The 25099-nt window shown below is 43.4% G+C and carries 20 protein-coding genes; 7 read left to right on the forward strand and 13 right to left on the reverse strand.

The window, feature by feature from the left end; all coding sequences use genetic code 11:
* Positions 1–151: 151 nt before the first annotated feature.
* Positions 152–544 (reverse strand): YkvA family protein, encoded by a 393-nt coding sequence (locus K2G41_RS03915; protein WP_300114749.1) that lies wholly within the window; start codon positions 542–544, stop codon positions 152–154.
* 345 nt (positions 545–889) lie between these two features.
* Between K2G41_RS03915 and K2G41_RS03920 the strand changes: the two genes are divergently transcribed.
* Positions 890–1900 (forward strand): arabinosidase, encoded by a 1011-nt coding sequence (locus K2G41_RS03920; RefSeq protein WP_300114751.1) that lies wholly within the window; start codon positions 890–892, stop codon positions 1898–1900.
* 283 nt (positions 1901–2183) lie between these two features.
* Here K2G41_RS03920 and K2G41_RS03925 read toward each other — a convergent pair whose 3' ends face one another.
* On the reverse strand, positions 2184–2858 hold the full coding sequence (locus K2G41_RS03925; RefSeq protein ID WP_300114804.1) for a response regulator transcription factor: 675 nt from the start codon (positions 2856–2858) through the stop codon (positions 2184–2186).
* A complete protein-coding gene (locus tag K2G41_RS03930) occupies positions 2858–4351 on the reverse strand; it encodes a HAMP domain-containing sensor histidine kinase (RefSeq protein ID WP_300114754.1) in 1494 nt (497 codons plus the stop codon). The genes K2G41_RS03925 and K2G41_RS03930 overlap by 1 nt, the downstream gene beginning before the upstream one ends.
* 188 nt (positions 4352–4539) lie before the next feature.
* Between K2G41_RS03930 and K2G41_RS03935 the strand changes: the two genes are divergently transcribed.
* Both K2G41_RS03935 and K2G41_RS03940 read left to right on the forward strand, forming a co-directional pair.
* Positions 4540–5421 (forward strand): GLPGLI family protein, encoded by an 882-nt coding sequence (locus K2G41_RS03935; protein ID WP_300114756.1) that lies wholly within the window; start codon positions 4540–4542, stop codon positions 5419–5421.
* Positions 5418–7952: a carboxypeptidase-like regulatory domain-containing protein gene (locus K2G41_RS03940; RefSeq protein WP_300114759.1), complete on the forward strand. Its 2535-nt coding sequence runs from the start codon at positions 5418–5420 to the stop codon at positions 7950–7952. The genes K2G41_RS03935 and K2G41_RS03940 overlap by 4 nt, the downstream gene beginning before the upstream one ends.
* Positions 7953–8538: 586 nt before the next feature.
* Here the strand turns inward: K2G41_RS03940 and K2G41_RS03945 are convergent.
* Positions 8539–9927: a GDSL-type esterase/lipase family protein gene (locus tag K2G41_RS03945; protein ID WP_300114762.1), complete on the reverse strand. Its 1389-nt coding sequence runs from the start codon at positions 9925–9927 to the stop codon at positions 8539–8541.
* Between the two features lie 363 nt (positions 9928–10290).
* On the opposite strand from K2G41_RS03945, the gene K2G41_RS03950 reads away from it, so the two are divergent.
* Positions 10291–12711: a glycoside hydrolase family 95 protein gene (locus tag K2G41_RS03950; protein WP_300114764.1), complete on the forward strand. Its 2421-nt coding sequence runs from the start codon at positions 10291–10293 to the stop codon at positions 12709–12711.
* 122 nt (positions 12712–12833) lie between these two features.
* Here the strand turns inward: K2G41_RS03950 and K2G41_RS03955 are convergent, their stop codons facing one another.
* Complete coding sequence (locus K2G41_RS03955; RefSeq protein WP_300114767.1) at positions 12834–13841, reverse strand: alpha/beta hydrolase; 1008 nt, start codon at positions 13839–13841, stop codon at positions 12834–12836.
* 439 nt (positions 13842–14280) lie between these two features.
* On the opposite strand from K2G41_RS03955, the gene K2G41_RS03960 reads away from it, so the two are divergent.
* On the forward strand, positions 14281–15654 hold the full coding sequence (locus K2G41_RS03960) for an MFS transporter (protein ID WP_300114770.1): 1374 nt from the start codon (positions 14281–14283) through the stop codon (positions 15652–15654).
* A 29-nt stretch (positions 15655–15683) separates the two neighbouring features.
* Here the strand turns inward: K2G41_RS03960 and K2G41_RS03965 are convergent, their stop codons facing one another.
* Both K2G41_RS03965 and K2G41_RS03970 read right to left on the reverse strand, forming a co-directional pair.
* Positions 15684–16712, reverse strand: coding sequence for an aminotransferase class V-fold PLP-dependent enzyme (locus K2G41_RS03965; protein WP_300114772.1), 1029 nt, complete (start codon positions 16710–16712; stop codon positions 15684–15686).
* Complete coding sequence (locus K2G41_RS03970) at positions 16709–17203, reverse strand: pyridoxamine 5'-phosphate oxidase family protein (protein ID WP_300114774.1); 495 nt, start codon at positions 17201–17203, stop codon at positions 16709–16711. The genes K2G41_RS03965 and K2G41_RS03970 overlap by 4 nt, the downstream gene beginning before the upstream one ends.
* Positions 17204–17370: 167 nt before the next feature.
* On the opposite strand from K2G41_RS03970, the gene K2G41_RS03975 reads away from it, so the two are divergent.
* Positions 17371–18765 carry an amino acid permease gene (locus K2G41_RS03975; protein ID WP_300114777.1) on the forward strand — a complete coding sequence of 465 codons (1395 nt, stop codon included), beginning with the start codon at positions 17371–17373 and terminating at the stop codon, positions 18763–18765.
* Between the two features lie 13 nt (positions 18766–18778).
* Here K2G41_RS03975 and K2G41_RS03980 read toward each other — a convergent pair whose 3' ends face one another.
* Together K2G41_RS03980 and K2G41_RS03985 are read right to left on the reverse strand one after the other, a co-directional pair.
* Entirely contained in the window at positions 18779–19408 is a 630-nt protein-coding gene (locus K2G41_RS03980; RefSeq protein ID WP_300114780.1) for an MBL fold metallo-hydrolase, read from the reverse strand.
* A 31-nt stretch (positions 19409–19439) separates the two neighbouring features.
* Positions 19440–20174 carry a DsbA family oxidoreductase gene (locus tag K2G41_RS03985; protein ID WP_300114783.1) on the reverse strand — a complete coding sequence of 245 codons (735 nt, stop codon included), beginning with the start codon at positions 20172–20174 and terminating at the stop codon, positions 19440–19442.
* 31 nt (positions 20175–20205) lie between these two features.
* Here K2G41_RS03985 and K2G41_RS03990 point away from each other — a divergent pair, with 31 nt between their 5' ends.
* Positions 20206–21792, forward strand: coding sequence for a recombinase family protein (locus K2G41_RS03990; RefSeq protein ID WP_300114785.1), 1587 nt, complete (start codon positions 20206–20208; stop codon positions 21790–21792).
* Positions 21793–21950: 158 nt separating this feature from the next.
* Here K2G41_RS03990 and K2G41_RS03995 read toward each other — a convergent pair whose 3' ends face one another.
* From K2G41_RS03995 to K2G41_RS04010, 4 genes are all read right to left on the reverse strand, one after another.
* Positions 21951–22412: a hypothetical protein gene (locus tag K2G41_RS03995; protein WP_300114787.1), complete on the reverse strand. Its 462-nt coding sequence runs from the start codon at positions 22410–22412 to the stop codon at positions 21951–21953.
* Between the two features lie 260 nt (positions 22413–22672).
* Positions 22673–22870, reverse strand: a complete 198-nt coding sequence (locus K2G41_RS04000) for a hypothetical protein (protein WP_300114790.1) — start codon at positions 22868–22870, stop codon at positions 22673–22675.
* Between the two features lie 70 nt (positions 22871–22940).
* Entirely contained in the window at positions 22941–23432 is a 492-nt protein-coding gene (locus K2G41_RS04005) for an NADAR family protein (RefSeq protein WP_300114793.1), read from the reverse strand.
* A 98-nt stretch (positions 23433–23530) separates the two neighbouring features.
* Positions 23531–25099: hypothetical protein (locus K2G41_RS04010; protein ID WP_300114796.1), on the reverse strand; the 1569-nt coding region annotated here is incomplete at its 5' end.

Below are 25099 nucleotides of genomic sequence, written 5' to 3' on the forward strand. Positions count from 1 at the left end.
TTCACTTTCCTACAACGACCTGATTTAAACTTTTTAAAAGTTCCGATCAAAGTTTCCAATAAGAAGTGCAACGCCTGTTTCCTCACTCTCCCCTCAATGGTTATCTGTGCAATTGTAATCTTAGCCATATCATGGCTTTATCCGAATAAGATCAGAGTCCCGGAATATGGAGATCAGACTCAGATACATTGCCGAACCATTCTGTAAGACGCTCCTTTGCCTTACGTTTTGTTTCGGGTGTGAGATTTTTCCAAATCTGCTTCACTACATATATCAAAGCTGCCGTGTCATCCGTAAAACCGCCGGGCAATGTGTCCGGTATAAAGTCGATGGGGAGAATGAAATAACCGAGTGCGGCCAATACCAGCAATCTATCCTTAACCGGTAACTCATTATCAAGGGTAGAATAATATAGAATCAATATTACATAGGTCAGTTTTATGCCCGCTTTTCGCGCCACCTTCTTTATTTTATCAAGGAGAGCTGGTGGATTATAGTATCCTGCATACTTGGAAAGATTATTGGTAAAAGATTTTATGTTCATCGGTGCGTCGTAATTTCATATTAATAGATTATTACCATTATATATATGACGGTTATACTTACGATAAGTTTATCCGGTGCAAAAATATAAATTCTATGCAGTATTTTTATCACAAGAGCAAAACGACGGCATAAGCGTTTAATACCCAGCTATTAATAGACACGACTATGATCTAAGAAGAGAATATCCCTTCTACTTCTATGATAGAATTAACATATTTTTAAACATATATTACTATGCCGGCAGCGATATAATCACTAATTTCGCAAAGACAATCATTCCGTGAAGACATCTTAATTCCGGCATTACATGCGGGAATAATCAATTTTAATATAAATTTTTATAATGAAGAAACTGCTTTTAATCCTTCTGTTATTGCCATTTATGGCGTGTGTAAATAAAGAAAAAGAGGTCTATATGTTTACCTCCCATCGCGAACCCGCTCTTGACGGACTCCATTTCCTCTACAGTTACGACGGTTATCACTGGGACAGTGTGCCGGGAGTGTGGCTCAAACCGAAGATAGGCAATAAGAAAGAATATTTCAACTATCACACTCAGCAGGTTGAGCAACCTAAATATTTCCCGAACTCAATGATGAGAGACCCGTCGATTATTCAGGGACCTGACGGTACGTTCCATCTGGTGTGGACCCTTGGCTGGAGCGGAGGAAAAGGTTTCGGCTATTCGTCCTCAAAGGACTTGGTCAACTGGACAGAGCAGCGTGAGATAGAAGTCATGACTGATTCGATGACCAACAATGTATGGGCTCCTGAATTGTTCTACGATGATGATCATGACCGTTTCCTTATAATATGGTCATCGTCAATAATGCCTGAAAAATATACTGCGGCAGATACTTTAGGAAAAAATATCGCCCACCGTACTTACTACACGACGACCACTGATTTCCAGACATTCGAACCCACTAAGCAATTTTACGATCCCGGTTTTAATTCTATTGACGGTTTCCTACTGAAACGCGACAAGAATGACTATGTCTATATACTTAAAGATAATCGCAAGCCCGGTTTCAGCGATCTCTTTTGTGTCACTTCAGATTCTCCCGAAGGACCTTTCTCTGATCCATCCGAGAAATTCGCTCCTACATATTCCGAAGGTCCTTGTGCCGTGAAAGTCGGCGATGAATGGCTGATATATTTCGACGTGTATCGTCAGGGGAAATATGGTGCGGTTTCGACAAAAGATTTCAAGACATTCACCCCTATCGACGACAAGATATCTATTCCGAACGGACACAAGCACGGCACAATCTTCAAAGCTCCGGAGTCAGTATTGAAAAATATGCTGGAAACGGCCAACAAAAATGCCGGCTCAGAAAATGAGTCGAATTAAACCGGAGATATCCGATATCCGTTCAGTAACCGAAGTTTTGATCTAAGAGCATTTTTTCGGGACAGACCGTATCGAGAACACAAATAAAACACAGCGTATAGCATTGAGTCACAATCAGCTCTGCTATACGCTGTGTTCTTAACAACGTATTAATCCAACGTTACTACAAATTAGATTTCTTACTGCCATGATCACGTTGGTACCAACTCCGGCAATCCAACTCGATGAGATTTTTTCACCTGAAGTTTTCAATCTTTATTGTCTATTTTAGCCTTATTTTCAATCAGGTAACTGACAGTATATATCCTTTCTTTTTAATTGAAGTGATTGTCAGAGCCGGGTCAGGGAGGAGTCGGCGGAGATAGGTGATCTGCACATTCAAGGCGAGAGAGTTGGAATAGCTTATATCACCCCATATCTTATCAAGTATTACATCACGCTCCACCAGATTTCCTATATTCTCAGCAAGTATCTGGAGAATTTCGGTCTGACGGACTGAAAGGGAATGTGTCTCGCCTTCGTAGGTCAGTGATGACAGATTCGGCCGGAAAATAGTATTACCCAAATGGTATTCAACGTCCTGATTGACCGTCATACTCCCAAACCGCTCGTTGATTCTGGCCATAAGCTCTTCAGGGTAAAACGGTTTCGGTATATAGTCATTCCCTTTAAGAGAAAAACCGTGCAGACGATCAACCTTATCCGTTCGGTCAGTAAGAAAGAATATAATGACTCTTTTGTCGTTCTGCCTGATGATACGCGCCATCTCAAATCCGTCGAGTTCCGGCATATTGATATCAAGGAGGATAAGATCCGGACGGATCTCCCTATACATTTCCAATCCTACCATACCGTTGTTGGCATAGATCACTTCATAACCTTCCGCCTCGATGAAACGTTTCAGAAGCATCGAATTGCGGAGATCATCATCGACCAGAAGTATCTTAATCGCCTTCATCATTGAGGTAATATTATAGTGAAACACGAGCCTTCGCCCTCCGAACTTTCAACTGAGATATCGCCTCCATGCGCATCTATCAGAAGCTTTGCGTATGCAAGTCCAAGTCCCATTCCGGGTTGTTTGCCGGCAGATGCCTTTCCTCGGTAGAAACGTTTGAATATATGCTTTATATCGGAGGATGGAATTCCGTTGCCGGTATCGCTCACGTGAAGTTCGACACATCCATTTTTCTCATCCGCAGTAGCATTGATTTCTACTGAAGCTCCGGAGTATTTGACAGCGTTTTCAACAAGGTTATTCAAAATATTATACAGGTGGGTACGGTCCGCCGAAACTACCACTCCCCTATCAATCCCGTTCTTTATCCTAACCGCTTTATCGGCAGGGAAGGCAGTTGCAGAAATCACGTTGTCAAACAATTCATGGAGATTAACGCTCCGTAAGTTGAGCGGTATTTGCTCCACATTATTAAATATGATGTCCCTGAGTTTTGAAAAGTACGCCGAAAGATTATCAAGGGCATTTCTTGTCTCCGACAGGATCTCCTTCTTCGTTATCTTGTCCTCCATCATCCGCTCGTTGTACAGAGCCGATACGCACATCTTCAGTGTGGAGAGAGGGCGTTTAAGTTCATGGATCATCGTCGTGATGAAGCTATTTCGCATCTTGTCAAGGCGTGACAGTTTCAACACCGTGGAAAATTGCAGAATGAGACATATTATCAGTAAGGATGACACGAGTATCGAGATGGTAAGTATCTGCCATATTCCCGGAAGGATCTTAAAAGGATTGATGGCAATCAGGATAGTGACCGTCCTACCTTCCAACTGTGAATACGGTATTGTAACCGACAGTTCGGGATTAAAGACCGGACTGTGATCTTCGACTTTATTTCTCCACACCGTCGTATCTGCCTTGGCCAGACTTATCGTGGCCTTTATTCCGGCATTCATAAGAACAGAGTCAATACCTTGGACCGTAAATGGAGATTTCCTCTCGATCTGGACATTTTTAGTGGCTATCCAAGCTTCATTCTCATCTTTAGCCCCCGAAGCATCGAAAGACATTGAATCGACAGGCTCTTTCATCTGCATTTGAGCCAATTCAATAGCCTGATCTTTTTGACTGTCACTTAGAGATGTTCCGGGTTCGATACCAAGAAGTTCGTGGGCGGAGAAAACATAAGTATAGATTTTGGAGGTACGCGTAGTCTTAATTGAATCTCCATATTCATGCCGGAGTGAGAATGTCGGAACTGACATGATCTTCTCAGCATCATTTTTATTTATTGAATCAACAATACTATTGCTGGCTGAATTACGGATTTCAGCATAGTCTTCCACGCATTCAGTTATCCGTTCATACAGAGATCTCTCATATTCCGTGAGCGCGTACTCATAGCGGCCATACAGCCAATAGACCTGCATTCCGAGGAACGCGAGTATGGCAATTATAGTAATTATATACAGTGACTTGATACGTTTTTCCATGATGCAAATTTACGAAAGCCACGGCAGTTGATCACCATACATATCAAGCTATTTGACTGACAGTAATAATTTAGTAATAATTCCATAATGTTTGAGTAATGATTATTTTCGGCATAAAGGGATTCGTATGGATAACTTTGCATCGTGAAATCAATCAACACTTCGACACCATATAACCAATATACCGAATGAAACGAAATCTTTTAATTCTCACTATTACAGTCATGCTGTCAACCACTGTTTCAGGCAAGATTATCAAGCGTCAGCTCAGTATTTTTCAAAATTCAGTTCCGGAAACCGAAACGCTCGCCCGTGGAACTATGGAGTTCGTCTATGACTACCGTTGTTGCATCGATACCACTAATATAATTGAAGATAACATATCGAGTGACAATATGCTACTTCAGATAGGACCGGATGGTCTTTCGAAGTTTTCAAGTTACAAGAATCTCACGGTCGATTCCCTCCTCATGCGTTCAAGTCAGGAGCAGATTGCCAACGCCGCTCTGGAGGGAAAACTCAGCAATGGTGAATTCATGACGATCTATAAGAACTATCCGGCAGGGCGACTGACGCATACGGAGAAAATCTGTCAGGACTGGTTCAGCTACGATGAGGATATGCCCTGCTTTGATTGGGAGCTTATGGATTCCGTCATAAATGTGCTCGGCTATGAATGTCAGAGTGCCAAATGCATGTTCCGTGGAAGAGAATGGACGGTATTCTATACGGAGGATATTCCCCTCGCCGACGGCCCTTGGAAACTACATGGTTTGCCGGGACTTATAATGAGGGCATCTGATGAAAAAGGGCATTATACCTTCGAATGTATAGGTATAAAATCGAAAGCCGATCGACCGATCACAATCTACAAAGTCCCTTTCAACAAAGTGAAACGCAGCGATTACTACGATACCAAGCATCGCTACGAGGTGAATCCATACGCCTATTTTGAAGCAACAACAGGTGGACACATAACGGTAAGTGATGAGACCGGGAATATCCAGCTCGATGCTTACGACCCGATAGAGCTGCCGTTTGACTACATCGAACTCGATTGGAAGAAATGAACAGATACAGCTTTTTCATACTATGCCTCATGCTCGGTCTGCTGTCAGTAATGGCGGCAGATCCGGGCAGACTGCATGGCACTGTCAGAGATGCCGTCACGGGCGAACCGGTCGTCGGTGCGATCGTGAAGGCCAAGGGTTCATTCACATCGACTGACAGCGATGGACATTTCAATCTTTCACTGAAAGCCGATGCGGATTCGGTCTCGTTCCGTTGCATAGGTTACGAGACTCTCACGTTAGCAGCATCGGCCGATCTTGGGGAGATAAGGCTTAACCCGAAAGCTACACAGCTGAATGATGTGATAGTCCAAGCTCCGGACATCTATGCCAGGGGGGACACTCTGGTGTTCAACGTCTCGCGCTATGCCAATGCTAAGGATGATGCGATTATCGATGTCATCAAGCGGCTTCCCGGCATTAAGGTCGAGGAGGACGGTACGATAAAGTATCAGGGCAAACCGATCAATAAGTTTTATCTTGACGGCAATGACTTTATCGGAGGTCAGTATGGATTGGCCACCAATAATATCTCGCACAAGGATGTGAAATCCGTCGAGGTTATGGAACACCATCAGCCGGTCAAGGCCCTCGAAGGTATCGAGTTCCCGGAAGAGGCCGGAATCAACCTGAAACTTAAAGATGATGCCCGTAGCCGTTGGGTCGGTGTGGCTAAAGCCGCCGCAGGAGTGCAGCCTGTTCTTTATGATGGTTCTGTGTTCACGCTGCGTATGGCATCCAAAATACAGAACATGTTCACACTGAAAGCCGACAATACCGGATGGAATCCTGCGAATGAGATACGCGATAATGATTTCGACATGATGTTTTCATCGGACGACAAATCCTCTCTTTGGCCCGAATATGTCTCAGCGGACATCATTGACACGCCTCTATCAGAAAAACGGACACGCGACAATCTATCGTGGCTCGGCAACGCAATCACCGCATGGAAATCGGGTGATACGTCAATGAGGCTCAAAATAGATTTTACAGGTGATAGGCTGGAGTACAATTCAGGGATTGTCACTGACTATTTCAGTGAGCAGATACCGACTTTCCTTCAGTATAATTCTCAAAGTATGAAAAGCCGCGACATGTCCGCTCAATTTTATAGCGAGACAAACAAACCCGGTTATTATCTGAAAGATAAACTGACACTTTCAACGGGCCATAATAAGTCAAACTCAGCTATCACTGGTTCATACGATCTCGCGCAGCGCGTGAACAGAGACTACTTTTCAGCCGTGAACGATCTGAAACTGGTCAAACGTAATGAAAAAAGATTATTTACACTCTCGTCCCGAAATTCTTTCCGGCATCATCCCGATAAACTAATCGTGTCAGGGAATGAAGAGGCGACGCAGACCATCGGAACTGCGGATTTCAGAAGCCGGACAGAAACTCGCTTAGGAAAACTGACACGTTTCTGGAAATACTACCTCACAACCGGTATCGACATCAACTATCACCGCATGAACAGTATGCTCAAAGGTCTTGGGGAATTTGACAACGATGGTGTGCATGAGGCACTCCTGTCAAATCTCTACGCCTCGCCTCAGGCCGATTATGACAGAAACGGTTGGAAATTATCGCTCGTAGTGCCATTGAAATGGTATCATTATTCCATAACCGGGCATCATGACTATATAAATATTGCGTCGAAGCTCAATGCGAGAAAGCAACTTACCGCAAAATCAGAGCTATCGTGGACGATGGGCTATCTTCTCGGCTCTCCGCAGGCCTATCTCGATATCTGCATCCCGATCCTATCCGATTACCGGAATCTTTTAATCGCCTGTAACCCTGACAGATATTCACATAATGTAACATCGGCTCTTTCTTACCGCTATCGCAACCCAATGAAATCACTGTTTGTCAACTTATCGGCAGCATATAGCTACCATCGCAGTCATATAATGTCGGATCAACTGTTTATCGAAGATTTCATCATATCGACTTATACTGACAAGCTTTCACATAACGACACATGGCATCTGAAAGGTGGTTTCAGTAAAGGTCTTGGTCACAGCAAAATGGTGATCGGAGTCGAGACTGACGGATCGCTCACATCCGCCTCTTCCATGCGCGATAACGTAGTCATTCCCTACAAGCAGGTGAGAATCGGGATAAAACCTTATTTCAAAGGAAGTATTCTCAGCTGGCTCTCAGCCAACTATGATGCGGAATGTGGCTTCTCAAAGCTCAATATCGCCGAAGTCACAAACAGATACCGAACCCTTCACCAGAATCTTTTCGCAACGATAATCCCGAATGATATCGTACAATTCACCATCGGTGGAGAGCACTATCTCACGAAATTTCCGGAGGGTAATTTCTCAAATCTCATCCTGCTTGATGCTTCTGCTGTCTGGAAGATAAATAGTAAGATCAGATTTGCAGCCACAGCCAATAACCTCCTTGATAAAAGATGTTATGAATATGTGAACTATGGAACGCTTTCACGCTCGGAACACAGGTTCAATATCAGACCGCGTTCAATTCTCGCCTCACTACAATACCGCTTCTGAAAGTTTTTGATTAATCTATAAAAAAAATTCTTTTATAACCAACGTCATGTATAGTGGAAATAAAGAATCACACTTAATCAGTACGCAGTCACAATTATCAGTAAATCAGATAGTGGAAAGCTATATGAACTAAATAAAAAATACCGGGGACAGAGATACTCACGTAGGTCTGTCCCCGGCTTACTTTAAATCAATCTTTTACCTTAATTGTTAATCTTGCTGTATGAGATAAATCTTACTTATTTCTATACTGTCCGCTAAAAATTTTTGAGACAAAATAAAAATTTTAGCGGACAGTAATAACAAAAAATAAGCCCAACTTCTACCTTTCATGAAGTTGGACTCACTAACTTATGGTTTAGCGGACAGTAATAAAAACTTAACGGTCACGGAACAGCATTGATCACACATTCATAACATAAGGCTTCTATAAATCCAAGCCCGGATAATTGTCGTTTTATTGACAGTTATCCGGGCTAATTTATAGCATATTAATACCTGATTACCAACACCTGCAAAAGTGATTAACAAGAGTATCTTTTCAGTACTCTTGCCACCCTTATCCACGACCCTACGCAGAGATGCTTCATTCCCTTTTGCTCTCCCCGCGTGTAATCACCTCATAAATGCGGCGCGCTATCAGCTCCGCACCCCGGTCGGTAGGATGGATGTTATCAGAATAGCAGATTGACTCCTCGCCGTCATAAACGTCGTGGAGATCAATAGTAGGCAGCCGGTTATTTCTGGCGGCTTCACGTACAATCGGAGTAATTTCTTCGAGAATAACACGTTCGTTAATGCCCCAGATTTTCTCCGGATCATCAACACGGGCTTTCGCCGGCAAACATAAATATATCTTAGGCAACGATGGGAGATATTTGAACATATCGATGAGTTCCTGATAGTCAGTGGCAAATTCCTCTCCATATTGCCAATTAAATCCCTTGCTGTCATTACCTCCGAGCTTGAGTATCACTATATCCGGATTAAAATCAACGGCAGCACGACACTCGCCGAAAAGTCCATACCAATATGGCCGACCCGAATCCGTACCTTTACGAAGAGCGGTAGCTCCGCTCACCCCGAAATTCCGCACCTCATAATCATCCCCCAACAGACGCTGCAATACTGCCGGATATGCCTTGGTAGCCATATCGGATGTTCCGAGACCAGCAGTTATACTGTTTCCGAGACATGCCACCTTTACAGGATGTCGCTCGTCGGTTTGCCCTGCGACTGTGGATTTGACGAACGGTATCACCGCTGCGGGATTGACCAGACCATGAGGATGATGACCTGCTCCGGGGCGCACTATGGACTTGACGGGGGCGTTGTAGCGACGATATACCTCGACAATATGACGGCCGTTATTTTCATACGGCACAATGGTGTCTGTGTCTCCGCTGAGCAGCAGCACAGGAATCCGGTTTATTGCAGGGATATGGAGATTATTAAGCGCGTTTTCAAGAAACTCTCCCCTCATGGGAGGATTCTCATGAATGTGCCATTTATCAATGACATCCGACCACCATTCTTTGTTGCGCTGAAGTTCGAATATGTCCACCAACGGATTGTCAAGAATCAGACATGCCACGGTTTCCGGATAGAGTTGTGCCCGACGCAGCGAATAGTAGCCGCCACGGCTTAGTCCATACATCACGGCTTTGGGCATCAGATCATACCGGCGAGTTACCGCCTCGTAGAATTTCTGACCCGATTCAATAGACTCAGGACGTCCCCACTCATAGGTGTTATCATAATATGCAATATGAAATCCATTCTTGAGCAACTCCTCGTCAATGCTGGGGAACGCACCGAAGAAAGCCGGACGCCATACCCATGGATTTCCTTCAAGCGGGGTATCAGGAATAATGACGATGCCTTCACGTCCTTCGATTGTAAACGAGTGCATCTCACATCCGTTCCATTCTCCCTTTTTGATTTTAAGTTCGGACGTCGCACCAAGAAGTGTCATGACAATCAACGAAAAAATTGTCAGAACCAATAACCGCAATTTCATAAATGAGCCATTAAAATGTTACGTATAAATCCTGAGCTCCTCACATCAGTCTGATCCCATCCATAAACAATGGAGGAATCCATAGCAAGACCGATGAGCGACCCTCATTTTTCAATATTATAATTTTTACATGCAAATATACGATATTATTTCAATTTTCCATATATTTTAATAAAATCTTGATAAGTATTATAATTTTCTTTAAATTTGTAAACTTACTTCATCATCAATTATCTCCATACCTTAATAAACCGGAACTCTCTTCCAATGGTAGATTCCACTAATCATTTATAAATCATTTATAAACCATTTTCCATTATGAATACATTGAGACGTCTGGCACTCCTCTCGCTCTCAGCCACGATGCTTGCAACCATTCATGCAAATCCCCTAAAACTTTGGTATGACTCACCAGCGACAGAATGGGTGGAGGCCTTACCGCTCGGTAATTCACATATCGGTATGATGTTCTATGGCATCCCTGCATACGAAGAGTTGCAACTCAACGAAGAGACTCTTTGGGGTGGATCACCTCATACCAACCATTCAACTGAGGCTCTCAAGCACCTTTCAGAAGTACGTGACCTCATATTCTCAGGACAGAATGATAAGGCACAAACCATCATGGAAACTACGTTTGTAACAGGCGCACATGGCATGCCCTACCAGACCATCGGTTCGCTACGATTGCGTTTTCCCGGGCATGAAAACGTCAGTGAGTATCGTCGTGAACTTGATCTCGACAGTGCATTGACTACAGTCTCCTACACCATTGGTGATATTACTTTCCAACGCGAGGCATTCACATCATTTGCCACTAACGCTGCACTCGTGCATCTTACAGCCTCGAAGCCCGGATCGATTACGTTTTCTGCCTCCTTCACCTCGCCAATGCAGAAATATGATGTAAGGCGCGATGGACAGACTCTCGTCATCACCACCTATGGTTCTACCCACGAAGGTATTCCCGGTTCAATAGTGGATGAGACGAGATTGGAGATTGTCTCAGAAGGAGGAAAACTTACAGCCGCAGGTGACTCACTCACTCTGACAGGTGCAGACACAGCTACGCTCTACATCGCATCAGCCACAAATTTCGTAAATTACCACGATACATCCGCATCGGCAACCCGTCGCGTCAAAGCATTACTTTCGGCAGCAAAAAAGCAACCCTACGATGCAGCACGCCGTTCCCACATTGACCGTTTCCGCTCTCAATTTGCCCGCACCTCGCTTTCACTCGGTGCTTCGGCTGACTCTATCCGTGCTTTACCGACCGACAAGCGTATCACTAATTTTGCCGATAATCACGATCCGGAACTTACCGCTCTCCTCTTTCAGTTCGGACGCTATCTATTGATATCGTCATCGCAACCCGGGGGACAGGCCGCCAATCTACAGGGTATATGGAACAATCTTCCGAATGCACCTTGGGATGGGAAATATACCCTCAACATCAACGCCGAAATGAATTACTGGCCTGCCGAAGTGACAAATCTATCCGAGTGTCACGAACCACTGTTCAGCCTCGTATCCGACCTTTCGGAAAATGCCCGTATCACAGCTCGTGAGATGTATGGCTGTCAAGGATGGGTGGCCCACCACAATACCGATATATGGCGCTCTTCTGGCATCATGGATTCAGCCCATGACGGAGGATGGCCAAATGGTGGTGCTTGGCTCACCTCTCATCTTTGGGAACACTATCTTCACACCGGTGATCTTTCATTTCTTACCAAGGTTTACCCCGTACTCAAAGGCGCATCAGATTTCTTCCTGTCCTATCTCGTCGAGGAGCCCGAACACGGTTGGCTTGTCACAGCTCCATCCGTGTCACCGGAACACGGCCCCTCCAACCATCCGGGTGCATGGATCATCGCCGGCTGCACAATGGATAATCAGATAGTTCATCAGCTATTTAACAACACTCTTAGTGCCGCACGTCTGCTCGGTGAACGTGAAAGTTATATCGATTCACTCACCGCTGCCATTGATCGAATTCCTCCCATGCATGTGGGACGATATAATCAGCTTCAGGAATGGTTGGGTGACTATGACCTACCCAACGATACTCACCGACATATATCGCACGCTTTCGGCCTCTATCCGGCAGCACAGATTTCACCATACACATCTCCGGCTCTTTTCGAAGCGGTCCGCAACACCATGATTCATCGTGGTGACGAAGCTACGGGATGGTCGATCGGGTGGAAAATCAATCTTTGGGCTCGCCTTCAGGACGGCAATCACGCCTACACAATTATCAACAACATGCTTCGCGAACGTATCTACCCGAATCTCTTCGACGCGCATCCCCCCTTCCAGATCGACGGTAATTTCGGCTACACAGCCGGGGTGGCTGAGATGCTTATGCAGAGCCACGACCGCGCGCTACATCTCCTTCCTGCTCTTCCAGATGAATGGAGCGAGGGTGAGGTCAGAGGTCTTGTTAGCCGCGGTGGTTTCGAAGTAGCCATGACATGGGATGGCGGACAGCTCAACACCGCTACAATCACCTCACGCCTCGGCGGCAATCTGCGACTGCGTTCATACATACCCCTCAAAGGTGAAGGTCTCATACCGGCTCAGGGTGAGAATTCCAACCCTCTCTTTTTCGTTCCAAAAGTCAAGAAGGCCATTATCTCACCTGAAATAACAGTACGCCACCCAATTATTCGTAAGGTGTATGAATATGATCTCAATACACACCCCGGAACTATCTACACTGTCACACGCTAACTACCCTCATCCTCCAAGATACCATCGGATAATTCTATTGATCCATCAATCAGTTGCTGATTGATGGATCAATAGAAGATTTCAGTACTTTTGCCGGGACACCACCTGAAATTCAGCCGTAGTCATTTCAGATATTCCTTATAGAACGCGGCGATCTCATCAAAAGGAATTATGTCTATCTGATCGTATAGATCGCAATGGCTTGCACCCTTGATGGTAAGCAGCTGCTTATTATCGCCTTTGAGTTTGGCGAACGTATCTTTTCCGAAATAATATGAGTGAGCCTTGTCACCGTGCACGATAAGAACTGCATTATCCAACTCATCCGCATACTCGAAGAACTTAAAGTTGACAAAGGGCAAAGTCGAAGTGATGTTCCAGCCGTCGGTCGAATTTCCGGATCTCGGATGGAAACCGCGTGATGTCTTGTAATAAGCGTGGTAATCCTTCAAGAACTGAGGAGCATCAGCAGGTAGCGGATCAACTACTCCGCCGGCACGACTGTAACTACTGTTGCGGTAATCTTCAGTACGCTGTTGAGCCATAGCTTTACGGTTGGCATTACGTTTCTCCTTTGAATCATCGGCATCGAAATATCCGTTGGCACTCACGCGGGTCATATCATACATGGTGGATGCTACAGTAGCCTTTATGCGCGGATCATTAATCGCGGATTGTATGGCTATGCCACCCCAGCCGCAGATACCCAGTATGCCTATACGCTCGGCATCAACCTCCGGCTGCACTGACAGAAAATCAACCGCTGCTGAAAAGTCCTCGGTATTGATGTCGGGAGAAGCCACGCGACGGGGCATACCACCGCTTTCACCGGTAAATGAGGGATCGAACGCAATTGTGAGATAGCCACGCTCGGCAAGTTGCTGCGCATAGAGACCGCTCGACTGTTCCTTTACCGCCCCGAACGGACCGCTCACAGCTATGGCCGGAAGTTTTCCTGTCACACCTTTAGGAACATACATATCGGCGGCAAGTGTTATGCCATACCGGTTCACAAATGTGACTTTACGATGATCTACTTTATCACTTTTCGGGAACACCTTGTCCCATTCCTGTGTCAGCGTCAGATGCTCTACCGGCGCAAGTGACAGATTCATGTTCGGATTATTCATAATTTGAGAATTTGACATCAATGATACCGCAAGCAGTATCACCGAACTAATCATTACTTTTTTCATTATTGTGGTTTAGAACTACAACTGATTAACTGACTGCAAAATTAGCTTTATTCAATGTAAAATACAGACCTTAATTATGGTTATATAAACCTTAATTGCTGATATGAATAAGGATCGCTAACCGAATAGAATTCAAAAACCGCTGGTTTAACTGATAAGTGTAAAATCAGCAATTTATTTGGATCACCCAATTGGCACCCTGATGACTCATATAGACACAGCCCAACCATATTTCATCTATATCTAAACCATTTGAACTAAACTTCCTCCTATTTTCTAAATATTCTTGCAAACAAAATCACCGGTTGAATACGTTTTTAAGATTAAGATGGTTTTAATAACCGATTTTCAATAACGACAATTCAGCTAATCAATGGCAGCCATAGGCTTCTCATATAGAAAATATATTGCGGTCATCGCATTGCAGATCGTACTCGTGATGACGGTACTTGATGTCACGCTCGTCAACGTCGCATTACCCGTCCTCGCGGATAAATTCAACATCAGCAGCTCACTATCCGTATGGATAATAACCATATATCAGCTGGTTATTACTATGCTGCTTCTGCCTGTCAGCTCTATTGGAGATCTGCACAGCTACAAACGGACATTCCTCATTGGAGTAATTATCTTCACTCTCTCATCGGGAATGTGTGCGCTGTCACAGAACTTTACTATGCTCGTCATCGCGCGAGGCATACAGGGCATCGGTGCAGCGTGCGTCATGGGCGTCAACGTGGCTTTAGTACGACTGATTTACCCACGTGAGATTCTCGGCCGTGGCATGGCTCTGAATGCAATGTGTATCGCTATCGCCACTGCTGCCGGTCCGACCATAGCCGGAGGGATATTATCGATCGCGTCGTGGCATTGGCTGTTTATCATTAATGTCCCTCTCGGCATAATAGCATTCTGTATCGGCTTCCGGCTTCTGCCAGATAATCCTGAGAGCGGACATAAAGCACGGTTTGACTGGATAAGTGCTATCGAGAATATGATTGTGTTCGGGCTTATTTTCTATGCCTTAGGAAATTTTGCACGAAAAGGTGATCTCGTCATAAGCGGTATATTCCTTATGATCGGTATTATTATCGGTGTGTTCTATCTGCGCCGCCAGTTCAACTATGACCAACCCTTGCTACCGGTCGATCTGTTCAAGAATTCAATGTACAGCATGAGTATAGCCACATCCGTCTGCTCGTTCATTGCACAGACAGTTACAATGATCGCCTTACCGTTCCTCTATCTCAACACCTATCATTTCTCCGAGATAACAACCGGTCTGCTCATGACCCCGTGGCCAATCGCGACAATGATAGCCTCACCTATCGCAGCACGCTACGTTGAAAGACACAATCCGGGAGCCACGGCCGCCGTCGGCATGGGAGTTTTCATTGTCGGAGTCTCGCTTCTGCTGATTTCAGGCACTACATTATCCGAATTGGACATCGTATGGCGAATGGCAATCTGCGGTTTAGGGTTCGGCATGTTCCAGACACCAAACAATATTGTAATGGTAATGGCTACACCTGTTAACCGATCCGGAGGAGCCGGAGGGATGCAGAGCACGGCACGACTTGTCGGACAGACCCTTGGCGCAACTACCGTAAGCTCGGTCTTTGCACTCACCGCCAACAATATCAGTGCCGTCCATGTCTGTCTGACAATCAGTGTTGCATTTGCCCTTTGTGCCGGTATTTTCAGTTACACACGTACCTTAGGGCACAAAAAGGAACTTCATATCTAATTCTACAAGGACGTATCAGCCACTTGCTGCTAAAGATGGCTTATGAGCGTCTCGACATCTGCCTCCGTCGTCGCCCAGTCGGTCACGAAACGTACAGGAGTCTCATGCTCTCCACGCGGTCCCCAAAGTTCGAATGACGCATGTTCTTTAAGGCTATCTATCTTGTCGTTGGGCAATACGAAGAACTGCTGATTGGTCGGAGAATCAATATAAAGTTTATAACCCTTAGCCACAAAACCTGCTTTAAGTTTCATGGCCATGCTGACCGCATGATACCCGATCCTTTCATACAATCCATCATCAAACAGAGCCTGAAACTGCACTCCGAGCAGACGGCCTTTAGCGAGAGTAGCACCGTGGAGCTTTATCAGCGATACGAATCGTGGCAGCAGTTCCGGCCTACGGGTCACGACAGCTTCTCCGAAAAGCGCACCGCATTTGGTGCCACCGATATAAAAGACATCACACAGAGCAACGATCTCCTTCAATGTAAGCTCTCCCCCAGCCGCTGCAAGACCGTAGGCAAGTCGTGCACCGTCAATATACAAAGGTATGCCGTATTCATCGCATACATTCTTTATCGAAGTCAGTTCAGATCTGTCATAGATAGTTCCAAGTTCGGTGGGATAAGAAATATAGACCATCGCAGGACGTACCATATAATGATTAGTCTCATCATTGTAAAAATCCTGTATATATTTCCTTATTTCCTGTGCGTGAAGCTTTCCGGCGTGTGATGGAAGTGTCAGGATCTTGTGACCGTTTGACTCTATCGCACCGGCCTCATGAACATTTATATGTGCGGTTTCGGCAGCGATCACGCCGTCGTTATGATCAAGCAGACGGTCTATGACCACAGCATTGGCCTGCGTTCCTCCTTCGAGCAGAAACACTTCACCACCATTATCGATTCCGCAGGCTTCGAGTATCAGTCGGCGTGCCTCGGCCGTAAACTGATCAAATCCGTAACCTACCGTATGCAGGTCATTTGTTTCCACCAGACGCTTCATCACCTCAGGATGTGCGCCCACCATATAGTCACTGTTAAAATATATCATATCCGTCGGCTTTTTGCTCTTACAAGTTCTATTGATTCCTTTCCGGTCATACTTTCTATGTCAAGACGCATCACCATCACGTGATCCAAAGATTTGGCGATCTCCTCGCCGCTGTAGATACCGGGCGAATACTTCTCGCCAAGCATTATGAGACCTCTATGGATCTCCTCGTCACCGTCAAGCAGCACGATCCTTCCTGTGACGATCACACTGCGGTAATAAGTAGTAAACTCTTCCGGCACAACCATATCTTGATCAATGACGGCAAACGAACAGCGTCTGTCGTGACGTATGCAATCAATCTTATGTCCGTTGACCGCGCTGTGAAGATAGATGCTGTCATGACCGTCATATACGAAACTCATGGGGACTCCGTAGGGAGCACCGTCCGTATCCACCAACGACAGGATTCCATTAGTAGCCTTGGCCAATATATTGTCACAATCAGCCTTAGCAAGCATCTGCTTGAATCTTCGCATCTTTCTTTCCATACTCCTGTTAAATTGTCCTTATTATTTACATGCAAATCAATTTCTATGCAAAAGTAACGAAAATCGGGAGATTTTTTGCTACTTTTGTCGGTTTAATACCAATCCACCTATAAAAATTGATCAGGAGGTCTGCGCCTCCGATAATTATAAGCGATAGATCAGACATTATGCTAAGTACAGGCAAACTTGGATTCTGGGGATTGACAGCACTCGTGTTCGGTCTCATGGTCGGTGTGGGAATCTATAATCTCCCTCAGAACATGGCATCAGTCGCCTCACCCGGAGCAGTGGCAATCGCATGGTTAGTGACAGCCGCAGGAATCCTACCCCTCGTAATATCCTTCAAGTGGCTCAGCGACCACTATCCGCAATACAATGCCGGCATATATCAGTATGCACAGGCCGGATTCGGCAACTATGTCGGATTCAATATAGCGTGGGGCTACTGGCTCTGCACGGCATTCTCAAACGTGGCCTACGGCGTTATGCTCAACGACTCTTTCGGAGCGTTCTTTCCGGAACTGCTTCATCACGGCTGGGAAACCGTGGTGTTCGGCTCTGTACTTATATGGCTTATGTTTGCCATCGTTGCGCGTGGAATCACCACAGCCAAGATCGTCAACACACTGCTGGCAGGTGTCAAGGTCATAATGCTGATTTTCATAATCACCATTCTCATACTGTTTTTCAAGGCAGGATTATTTGAAGCCGACCTTTGGGGCGATATCGCCGGACTCGGAACGACAGCCGAACAGGTGAAATCAACAATGATGGTCACGCTGTTCTGCTTTTTCGGAGTGGAGGGTGCAGTCATGATGTCGGCACGGGCAAAACGGAGCTCGGATGTCGGGAAAGCCGGATTTGCCGGATTTCTCATCTCCCTTGCATTGTATATGGCAGTATCACTCCTCTGCTACGGCCTCCTCAGCAGAGCTAACCTTGCGGAATTACACGATCCGTCGATTGCCTACATCTTGCGTGAAACCTGTGGCGAATGGGCTTACTGGTTTGTCATCTGCGCCGTGATCATATCGCTGCTCGGAGGATGGGTGGCGTGGACACTTGTAGTTGCACAAGTTCCTTACGAAGCTGCCATTGTAGGCATACTTCCTCCAGCATTCAAAAAAGTTAACCGACACGGAATGCCGACATTCGGCTTGTTCGCCTCAAGCATCGTGATGGAAATCTTTCTCATGATGGTTGTCATGGCAGACGATGTATATCTCGCCGCCCTCAACATCACAGGTCTGATGATCATCCCATGCTATTTCTTCACTGGTCTCTTCCTGCTCAAAAAAGCCGACAAATGGGGCATAAGGACAGTTGCTATAATCACCACTGCATTCTGCCTGTGGATGGCCTACGCCGGCGGTCTCGCCGAGATGGTGATGACATCCGTCTTTTACCTTGCCGGAACAGGATTCTACATCAAAGCGCGTGAAGATAACCATAAAAAGGAAACCCCACTCTTCACTACTACTGAAAAGTGGAGTTTCTATGGTTTGTGTGTGGCTTCACTGATCACCCTCATAATGCTGGCGATTCAGTACATACCATCCTGATTTTTATTGTATCTTATCGTCCGAGCAACAGATGGCGTTCTTCCCTTACCGTTATTGGTGAGGAATGTCCTGAAAGCAGGACGGTGTCATCTGGCAAAGTCAGAATCTTATTGACGATCGAATCCTCCAACTCCCTGCGGTTACCGCCGGGGAAGTTGGTAAGACCGGGGCCATGCTCATAAAGAGTGTCGCCGACAAAGGCGGCATTGTCATCCGGCGAATAGTAGGTCACCGAACCCGGTGTGTGACCCGGCGTATGGATGACTTTAAGATAGAATGCCGAATGAGCCTTCAGCCTGATGATCTCACCGTCATATAGCTCCTCGTAGTGAGCAACAGTAACCGGCCGACCGGAATTTCCGCTGAGATTCAGATATGGATCGGTGAGATACTTTGCATCCGACGGATAGACGTAGATCGGAGCGACAAGCTTCTCACGCAAGAGTTCCGCTGCTCCAAGATGGTCAAAATGACCGTGGGTCAGAAGGATCTTCTCTATAGTCCAGCCATTGCGGATGACCGTATCATAGATGAGACCTGCTTGTGCTCCGGGGTCAATGATAAACCCAGACTTTGTTGCATCGTCGATGTAAAAGTAACAGTTTTCGGCAAAAACGCCTTGGACAGTCAATTCTCTGATCATTTTTCAGACCCTCCTTTCTAAATCCATTTTATCAGAGCAGCTGGCATCCGTCAGGGCCACATGTGTGCGGACGCTCCGCGGGCTTCTCTTCTACCTTATTATCTTCTTCCTGCTTCTTCAATTCGCGCTGAAGGGCTGACTTGAACGCATCGATGCTCATAGCTCCGGGAACTGCGAATGTCCCGTTGAAAACGATATAAGGAACTCCACGTACTCCGCGCATACCGGCTTCGCGTTCATCGAAACGGACTTCGTCGTCATAGCGGTCCGATTCAAGCATATCCTTGACTTCTTTCTCATCCATACCGACACTCACTGCCTTTTCAAGCAACACTTTATGGTCGGCGAGCACGAGATTCTCGGTGAAATAGGCGGCAAAGAGTGCTTCGTTCAGACGGCCTACCGTAGCACTATCATACTTATCTTCGGCAAGTTTCATAAGCCTGTGGGCATCACGCGTATTGGAGTATTGCGTGGTCGCATAGCGAAAATCTATTCCAAGTTCCTTACCGAGATCCGAAATCTGCTGAATCTGTTGCTTGGCACCTTCGAGTGACAGACGGTATTTCATTGCGAAACGTTCAGGTGTGGTCGTCGTCACCTCCTTCGGAGCAGTAGGATCAAGCTCGAAAGCGCGGAAATCAACCTTAACATCGTCTTTTAGACCGAGTTCTTCAATGGCACGTTGCAGACGTGTTTCACCGATATAACAGTATGGACATGCGAAATCACTCCAAAGGATTATGCTAATTTCATTTTTTTTCATATCTTTGTATTATAATTAAAATTGAACAATAATGAAATGTATTCTCTTAGTACGAGTTTCATCTGACAAACAATCATTTGATGAACAAGAAAAAGAACTGTATCAAATGGCTATTGCTGACGGTTTCACCGATAATAACATCATAAGTATTGCAATGGTTGAATCGGCAACTATGAAAAGCGAGGAGGAACGCAAGGGATTGGTTCAGATGAAAGAGATAATTGAATCTGATAGAATCAGTTGTGTTTACGCTTGGGAGGTATCACGTATATCACGCCGTAAGGATGTGTTATATTCAATCCTTCGATTCCTAGAACTGCGTAAAATCAATCTCAAAATCAAATCCCCTTCAATAACTTATCTGAATCCAGACGGAACAGTTAACGATGGCGCAGAGGTGTCGTTTGCTCTGTTTGCGACAATGGCTGAAAGTGAAATGAGAAACAAGAAGGCGCGTTTCAAACGCTCTGCAAAGAAGAACGCTAGAGAAGGTAAATACAGCGGTGGAAACGTCCTTTACGGATATGATGTTGATGATAACGGATATTATATTATTAATGAGGGCGAGGCTTCAATAATAAGGTTGATATTTGATTTATATATCTCCAATAATTACGGTACAAAGATTCTCCGTAATGAAATGGTTGAACGTGGTTATAATATCACTATTGAAAAGATATATGAGATTTTGGCAAACGAAGCCTATGTTGGCAAGCATTACATTACTCGTAAGAGAAATAACGGATTCGGTGATGTTGGTGGATATGAACGTATATATCCGCGTATAATAAGTGAGGAAACGTATCGCACAGCAAAAGTAAAGAGAGAATCAAAGCACGTTGTTAAGACTGAATCTTGTATGTTGGCAAAGGGCTTGATTAAATGTCCTTGTTGCGGTTGGTCTTACGTTGGTATAAGAGGAAAAGCAGCACGAATGTACAAATGTGGACAATACAACCTAGCGGACAAACACGGAAGGAATTGTGAGAACAAACTAACCGTTCAAATGGAGGTTACTGATTCAATTCTTTGGTATGCTTCATCTTTCCTATATTCTTTATTCCTTATTGATGTAAGAAACAGTGACACAGCAAAGATTGAAGGACAGATGAATGTGTTGAATCAGAAAATAAATACCGCCAAATCCTTCATTGAAGGTGCATCCGTAAAAATGGAAAGGATTGGTGATTTATGGATGGATGGCATTTATACAGATGAAAAAAAAGATAGGACAATCAAAAAAATTAAATCGGAATGTGCCGATAAGAAAAAAGAAATTGAACGGTGGGAAAATGAAATTGACAATATGCGGAGAATCATTCAAAAGATTCAAAGTTTGGATGAATACACCCTATTCTCAGATTCCACTCTAAGCATTTCTAAGATTGACGATAGGAAGAAAATGTTGGAAATTGTGAATCAATTTGTGGATTCTGTTGAGGTTGGTGAAACTGAATATAAGGGAAAATCCGCTAAAACATTCCAATTGAATTTTAAGGACGGCACAACCCAAAAATTCCTTACAATCGGAAGAACTAAAAACACTAGATTCTTTGAATATATGAGTGATGAATGGTTTGAGATAACAGATAAGGTACTTATTTTACAACCCTTCTAAAAGATAATATAACATAGCAGATAACCCCATATTCTTAATTGAATATGGGGGTTATTTAACGTAATAATGATTTAAAAATAAAAAACCAATTTTAAAATTTAAAAATTAAAAACCACAATTAAAAAACAGTTACTAAACAAAGACAACAAACTAGTCCTTTACATCAACCAATCATTTATTGTAACCTTTCCAGTCTTAATGATGTAATCAACGTCAAGATTAACCAATTTAATCCCCTTGTATGAGATTTTATTGATTGTCTCCAAATTTTCCCTAATCACAGCCTTTTGGGTATCGTTGAGGTCTGATATTTGCTTTTCGCAAACTTCCTTATTTCCAAACTCATCAAAGGCAGTTGATTCAGTTTTTAGCGAAATTTCACATACAATGTCGCACGCTTCCTCATCAAAATCACCGAAGAAAGGAACTGTTTGATTGATGTGTTTTTTTAAGGCAACGCTTGAAAAGTCTAATAAATTCAACCCTTCATTTTCGCTTTCAACTGCCTCCTTGTTCACCTCTGAAATTTCACACTTGGTGAACGCATTTTCGACTTCAAAATCAACTAAATTGTTTGTGCTATCAAAGTCGGTGATAGCATTAATTTTTAAATTATTCATTAAAAAATGGTCATTGGGGTTTTTAAAATCTTGGCAACGCGTCAAGGTTACTGTCCCAATGACGATGCAAAGTTATGAAGAAAATTTGAGATTTCCAAATATTTAATTTATTTTAACAAATATTATCACATACATTTATTATATTTACGCCCCCACATACACATATAGGTATATATATTATATATACGCGAGTGGGGCGAAAAAATAAGAGGCTGCGCCATTTTTCAGCACAACCTCTGACTTAATTAAGGGTTGAATTATTACTTCCTTAATTCTTCAAGTTCCTTATTCAGTTTTTCAATTGCTTTTTCCTTGGCTTGGATTTCAGCCCTTTTTGCACCATCAAGAAGTTTCGTTGCGCGGTTGATAACCTCTTTCAGTTCTGTTGCGCTGCAATATTTGAGATTGTTAAATATTGCTTCGACTTCTTCCTTTCTTTCTTTTTTGGGTCTTGCCATAACTATAAATTTGGAGTTAATATTATGTAGGCGCAAAAATACAGATACTCGTTGTATTTTCCAAATGAAATTATCCCCTTAATTCATCCCTCAATTCCATTAGGATTTTACCGCAATTATTCTCTCCGACATATTCACCGTTTTTGAGAGTGCATCCCCAAAATGTATCACCCCAATAAGCAAATTCTATCAACTGTTTGTTTTCGGTTGATAGAAGGTAATCCTTACAATGTTGGGATTGCTCATATTTCAGCCTCATACATTTTTTCAGTAAATTCACCTTTTGAGAATCCGTAATGCCCTTTATCAATTCCTTATTATCCTCACTGATTTTCTTTGCTTGATAGTTAGCACAAATACCCTTTGATTTTTTCATAATCTTGCTTTGCACTCCTGGATGTTGGAAAAACAGAAGGTAATGATACAAGTTATCAACTCCGTAATATTTCATGCCCTTATATTCGATAACCACTGGGTACATATTGGAAAGTAAAAAGTGCTCGTTATAACTGTTGAAAGCGATTGTGTTGTTCATATCATCGTCAATATTAAGTTCATTCATCTCTACGATGCAACGATATAGATAAAATTTTAAATTCCCAAGTATTTTAACATTCTTTTTCTTGAAAACTTGGAATTATTTCTTTTCGGCAATGCTTGCTATCCGGCTTTTGGGTAAAGTGCATTCTCATTTTGTATCCTTAAAAGTTCCTTATCAATCCAATCGTAGGATTCTTTATTCCGTATCAATCTATCCTTCTTATTGACAAGAATCACTTGGTATCTCCCAACCTCGGTGAAACACCCTTTATCCCTTTTTGCTTGCTCTCTCATCGCGTTTAATTCAATTCCGCGGAACTCCTCGCTAGAATCAGTTGAAGCGATTCTAAGGGCATTCCCTGACGTTTTAGGGGTATTCTCCGATGTCTTAGGGATGTTTGTTGATGTTTTGGAAGTGTCCTTTGATGTTTCAGAGGTATTATCAAGAGTTTTCATACGTCTGTCAATTTCCTCACGAATTTCATTCCATTTCATTCCGTTATCAATCCTTTCGCGTCGTAATAGAACCAATTCTGTAAAGGTCATTTCTGAAAGTTTCGTATTTGGCGTTTTAACATCCTCTGACGGCGTTCTTGTTGTTTGGCTATGCAATTCCTCATTTGAAGTGGCTACGTTGATTCTAGGGGTGTTTCCTGACGTTCTAGAGGTATTTTCATTGGTGCTATCCTCACTATCCGTTGGGATGCTATCAGATATTATTGTTTCAATTAGACTCCTAGATGATGTTTTTGATAAGGGTTCGTTCATATTGACATCATTCTGGTTTGGAGTTCCTACCGTTATTGCTGATGTTTCTACATTTGGTATTTTAAGCGCGTTTGAACGCGTTTCTACAACTTCAATTGGTGTTTCTGTTACCAAAGCGTTATAAACGATTTTAGAGGCATTTCCTGACGTTCTAGAGGCAATCTCTGATTTGGATTCAATCTTTAGTGTTGAAGTTTCCGTTTTTAATGAAGGAATATTGGGGGTTTCTTGAAAGTTTGAATTAAGGATTGAATTAATGTTATTGAGTTTTCTGTTTAGAATCTTCATGCCCTCTTTGATTTTATCATTATCCTCATGAAGGATTGAGGTATTGGGGATTTCATTTTTAATATTATTGAGTTTATTATTCAAAATCCTCATTCCTTCTTTGATTTTATCATTATCTTCTCGAAGGGTTGAGATTTCCTCTTTGATACCTTTAAGTTCATTAAGTAATAATTCAAAAAAAGATTTGTCAATTGAAGTTGAATTTCTATTTTCAACTGTTTCATTCATTACCTTTGTTTCTTCCGTTTCCATAATTTCTTTTTGTTGAGAATCGTGTAAAATAAGTTTATAAATTGTACCTTCACTTGTTGAATTAATTCTTGTTATCAATCCTTTTTCTTTAAGTTGGTTTGTTAATACTATGAGTTTGCTTGAATCAATAATTTTTCCAAGAAATTCGCTAATCTTCCTCTTGGAGAGTTTTATTGTATCAGTATTGAAGTTGTTAGAAATTGAATACATTAAACCAAATAAAGATTTTAATTCAACTTCCTTGGAATTGAAATAATGATTAAGTTCCGTAGGAACACAATTCAACATCAATTTCATTTCCTCTGTTATTCTTGCTTTTCTTCCTCTTGACTTTCTCATGATATTGTATTTTTTAATTTTCTTAGTTTTACTATCTATATA

This window comes from Duncaniella sp. (genome assembly GCF_029056165.1).
Classification (GTDB): domain Bacteria; phylum Bacteroidota; class Bacteroidia; order Bacteroidales; family Muribaculaceae; genus Duncaniella.

Coding starts and splice junctions, on each gene's coding strand:
- K2G41_RS03915 (WP_300114749.1), bottom strand. CDS start 544: ATGAACATAAAATCTTTTACCAATAATCTTTCCAAGTATGCAGGATAC.
- K2G41_RS03940 (WP_300114759.1), top strand. CDS start 5,418: ATGAACAGATACAGCTTTTTCATACTATGCCTCATGCTCGGTCTGCTG.
- K2G41_RS03950 (WP_300114764.1), top strand. CDS start 10,291: ATGAATACATTGAGACGTCTGGCACTCCTCTCGCTCTCAGCCACGATG.
- K2G41_RS03965 (WP_300114772.1), bottom strand. CDS start 16,712: ATGATATATTTTAACAGTGACTATATGGTGGGCGCACATCCTGAGGTG.
- K2G41_RS03930 (WP_300114754.1), bottom strand. CDS start 4,351: ATGGAAAAACGTATCAAGTCACTGTATATAATTACTATAATTGCCATA.
- K2G41_RS03990 (WP_300114785.1), top strand. CDS start 20,206: ATGAAATGTATTCTCTTAGTACGAGTTTCATCTGACAAACAATCATTT.
- K2G41_RS03935 (WP_300114756.1), top strand. CDS start 4,540: ATGAAACGAAATCTTTTAATTCTCACTATTACAGTCATGCTGTCAACC.
- K2G41_RS04000 (WP_300114790.1), bottom strand. CDS start 22,870: ATGGCAAGACCCAAAAAAGAAAGAAAGGAAGAAGTCGAAGCAATATTT.
- K2G41_RS03980 (WP_300114780.1), bottom strand. CDS start 19,408: ATGATCAGAGAATTGACTGTCCAAGGCGTTTTTGCCGAAAACTGTTAC.
- K2G41_RS03920 (WP_300114751.1), top strand. CDS start 890: ATGAAGAAACTGCTTTTAATCCTTCTGTTATTGCCATTTATGGCGTGT.
- K2G41_RS03960 (WP_300114770.1), top strand. CDS start 14,281: ATGGCAGCCATAGGCTTCTCATATAGAAAATATATTGCGGTCATCGCA.
- K2G41_RS03985 (WP_300114783.1), bottom strand. CDS start 20,174: ATGAAAAAAAATGAAATTAGCATAATCCTTTGGAGTGATTTCGCATGT.
- K2G41_RS03945 (WP_300114762.1), bottom strand. CDS start 9,927: ATGACACTTCTTGGTGCGACGTCCGAACTTAAAATCAAAAAGGGAGAA.
- K2G41_RS03925 (WP_300114804.1), bottom strand. CDS start 2,858: ATGAAGGCGATTAAGATACTTCTGGTCGATGATGATCTCCGCAATTCG.
- K2G41_RS03955 (WP_300114767.1), bottom strand. CDS start 13,841: ATGAATAATCCGAACATGAATCTGTCACTTGCGCCGGTAGAGCATCTG.
- K2G41_RS03975 (WP_300114777.1), top strand. CDS start 17,371: ATGCTAAGTACAGGCAAACTTGGATTCTGGGGATTGACAGCACTCGTG.
- K2G41_RS03995 (WP_300114787.1), bottom strand. CDS start 22,412: ATGAATAATTTAAAAATTAATGCTATCACCGACTTTGATAGCACAAAC.
- K2G41_RS03970 (WP_300114774.1), bottom strand. CDS start 17,203: ATGGAAAGAAAGATGCGAAGATTCAAGCAGATGCTTGCTAAGGCTGAT.
- K2G41_RS04005 (WP_300114793.1), bottom strand. CDS start 23,432: ATGAATGAACTTAATATTGACGATGATATGAACAACACAATCGCTTTC.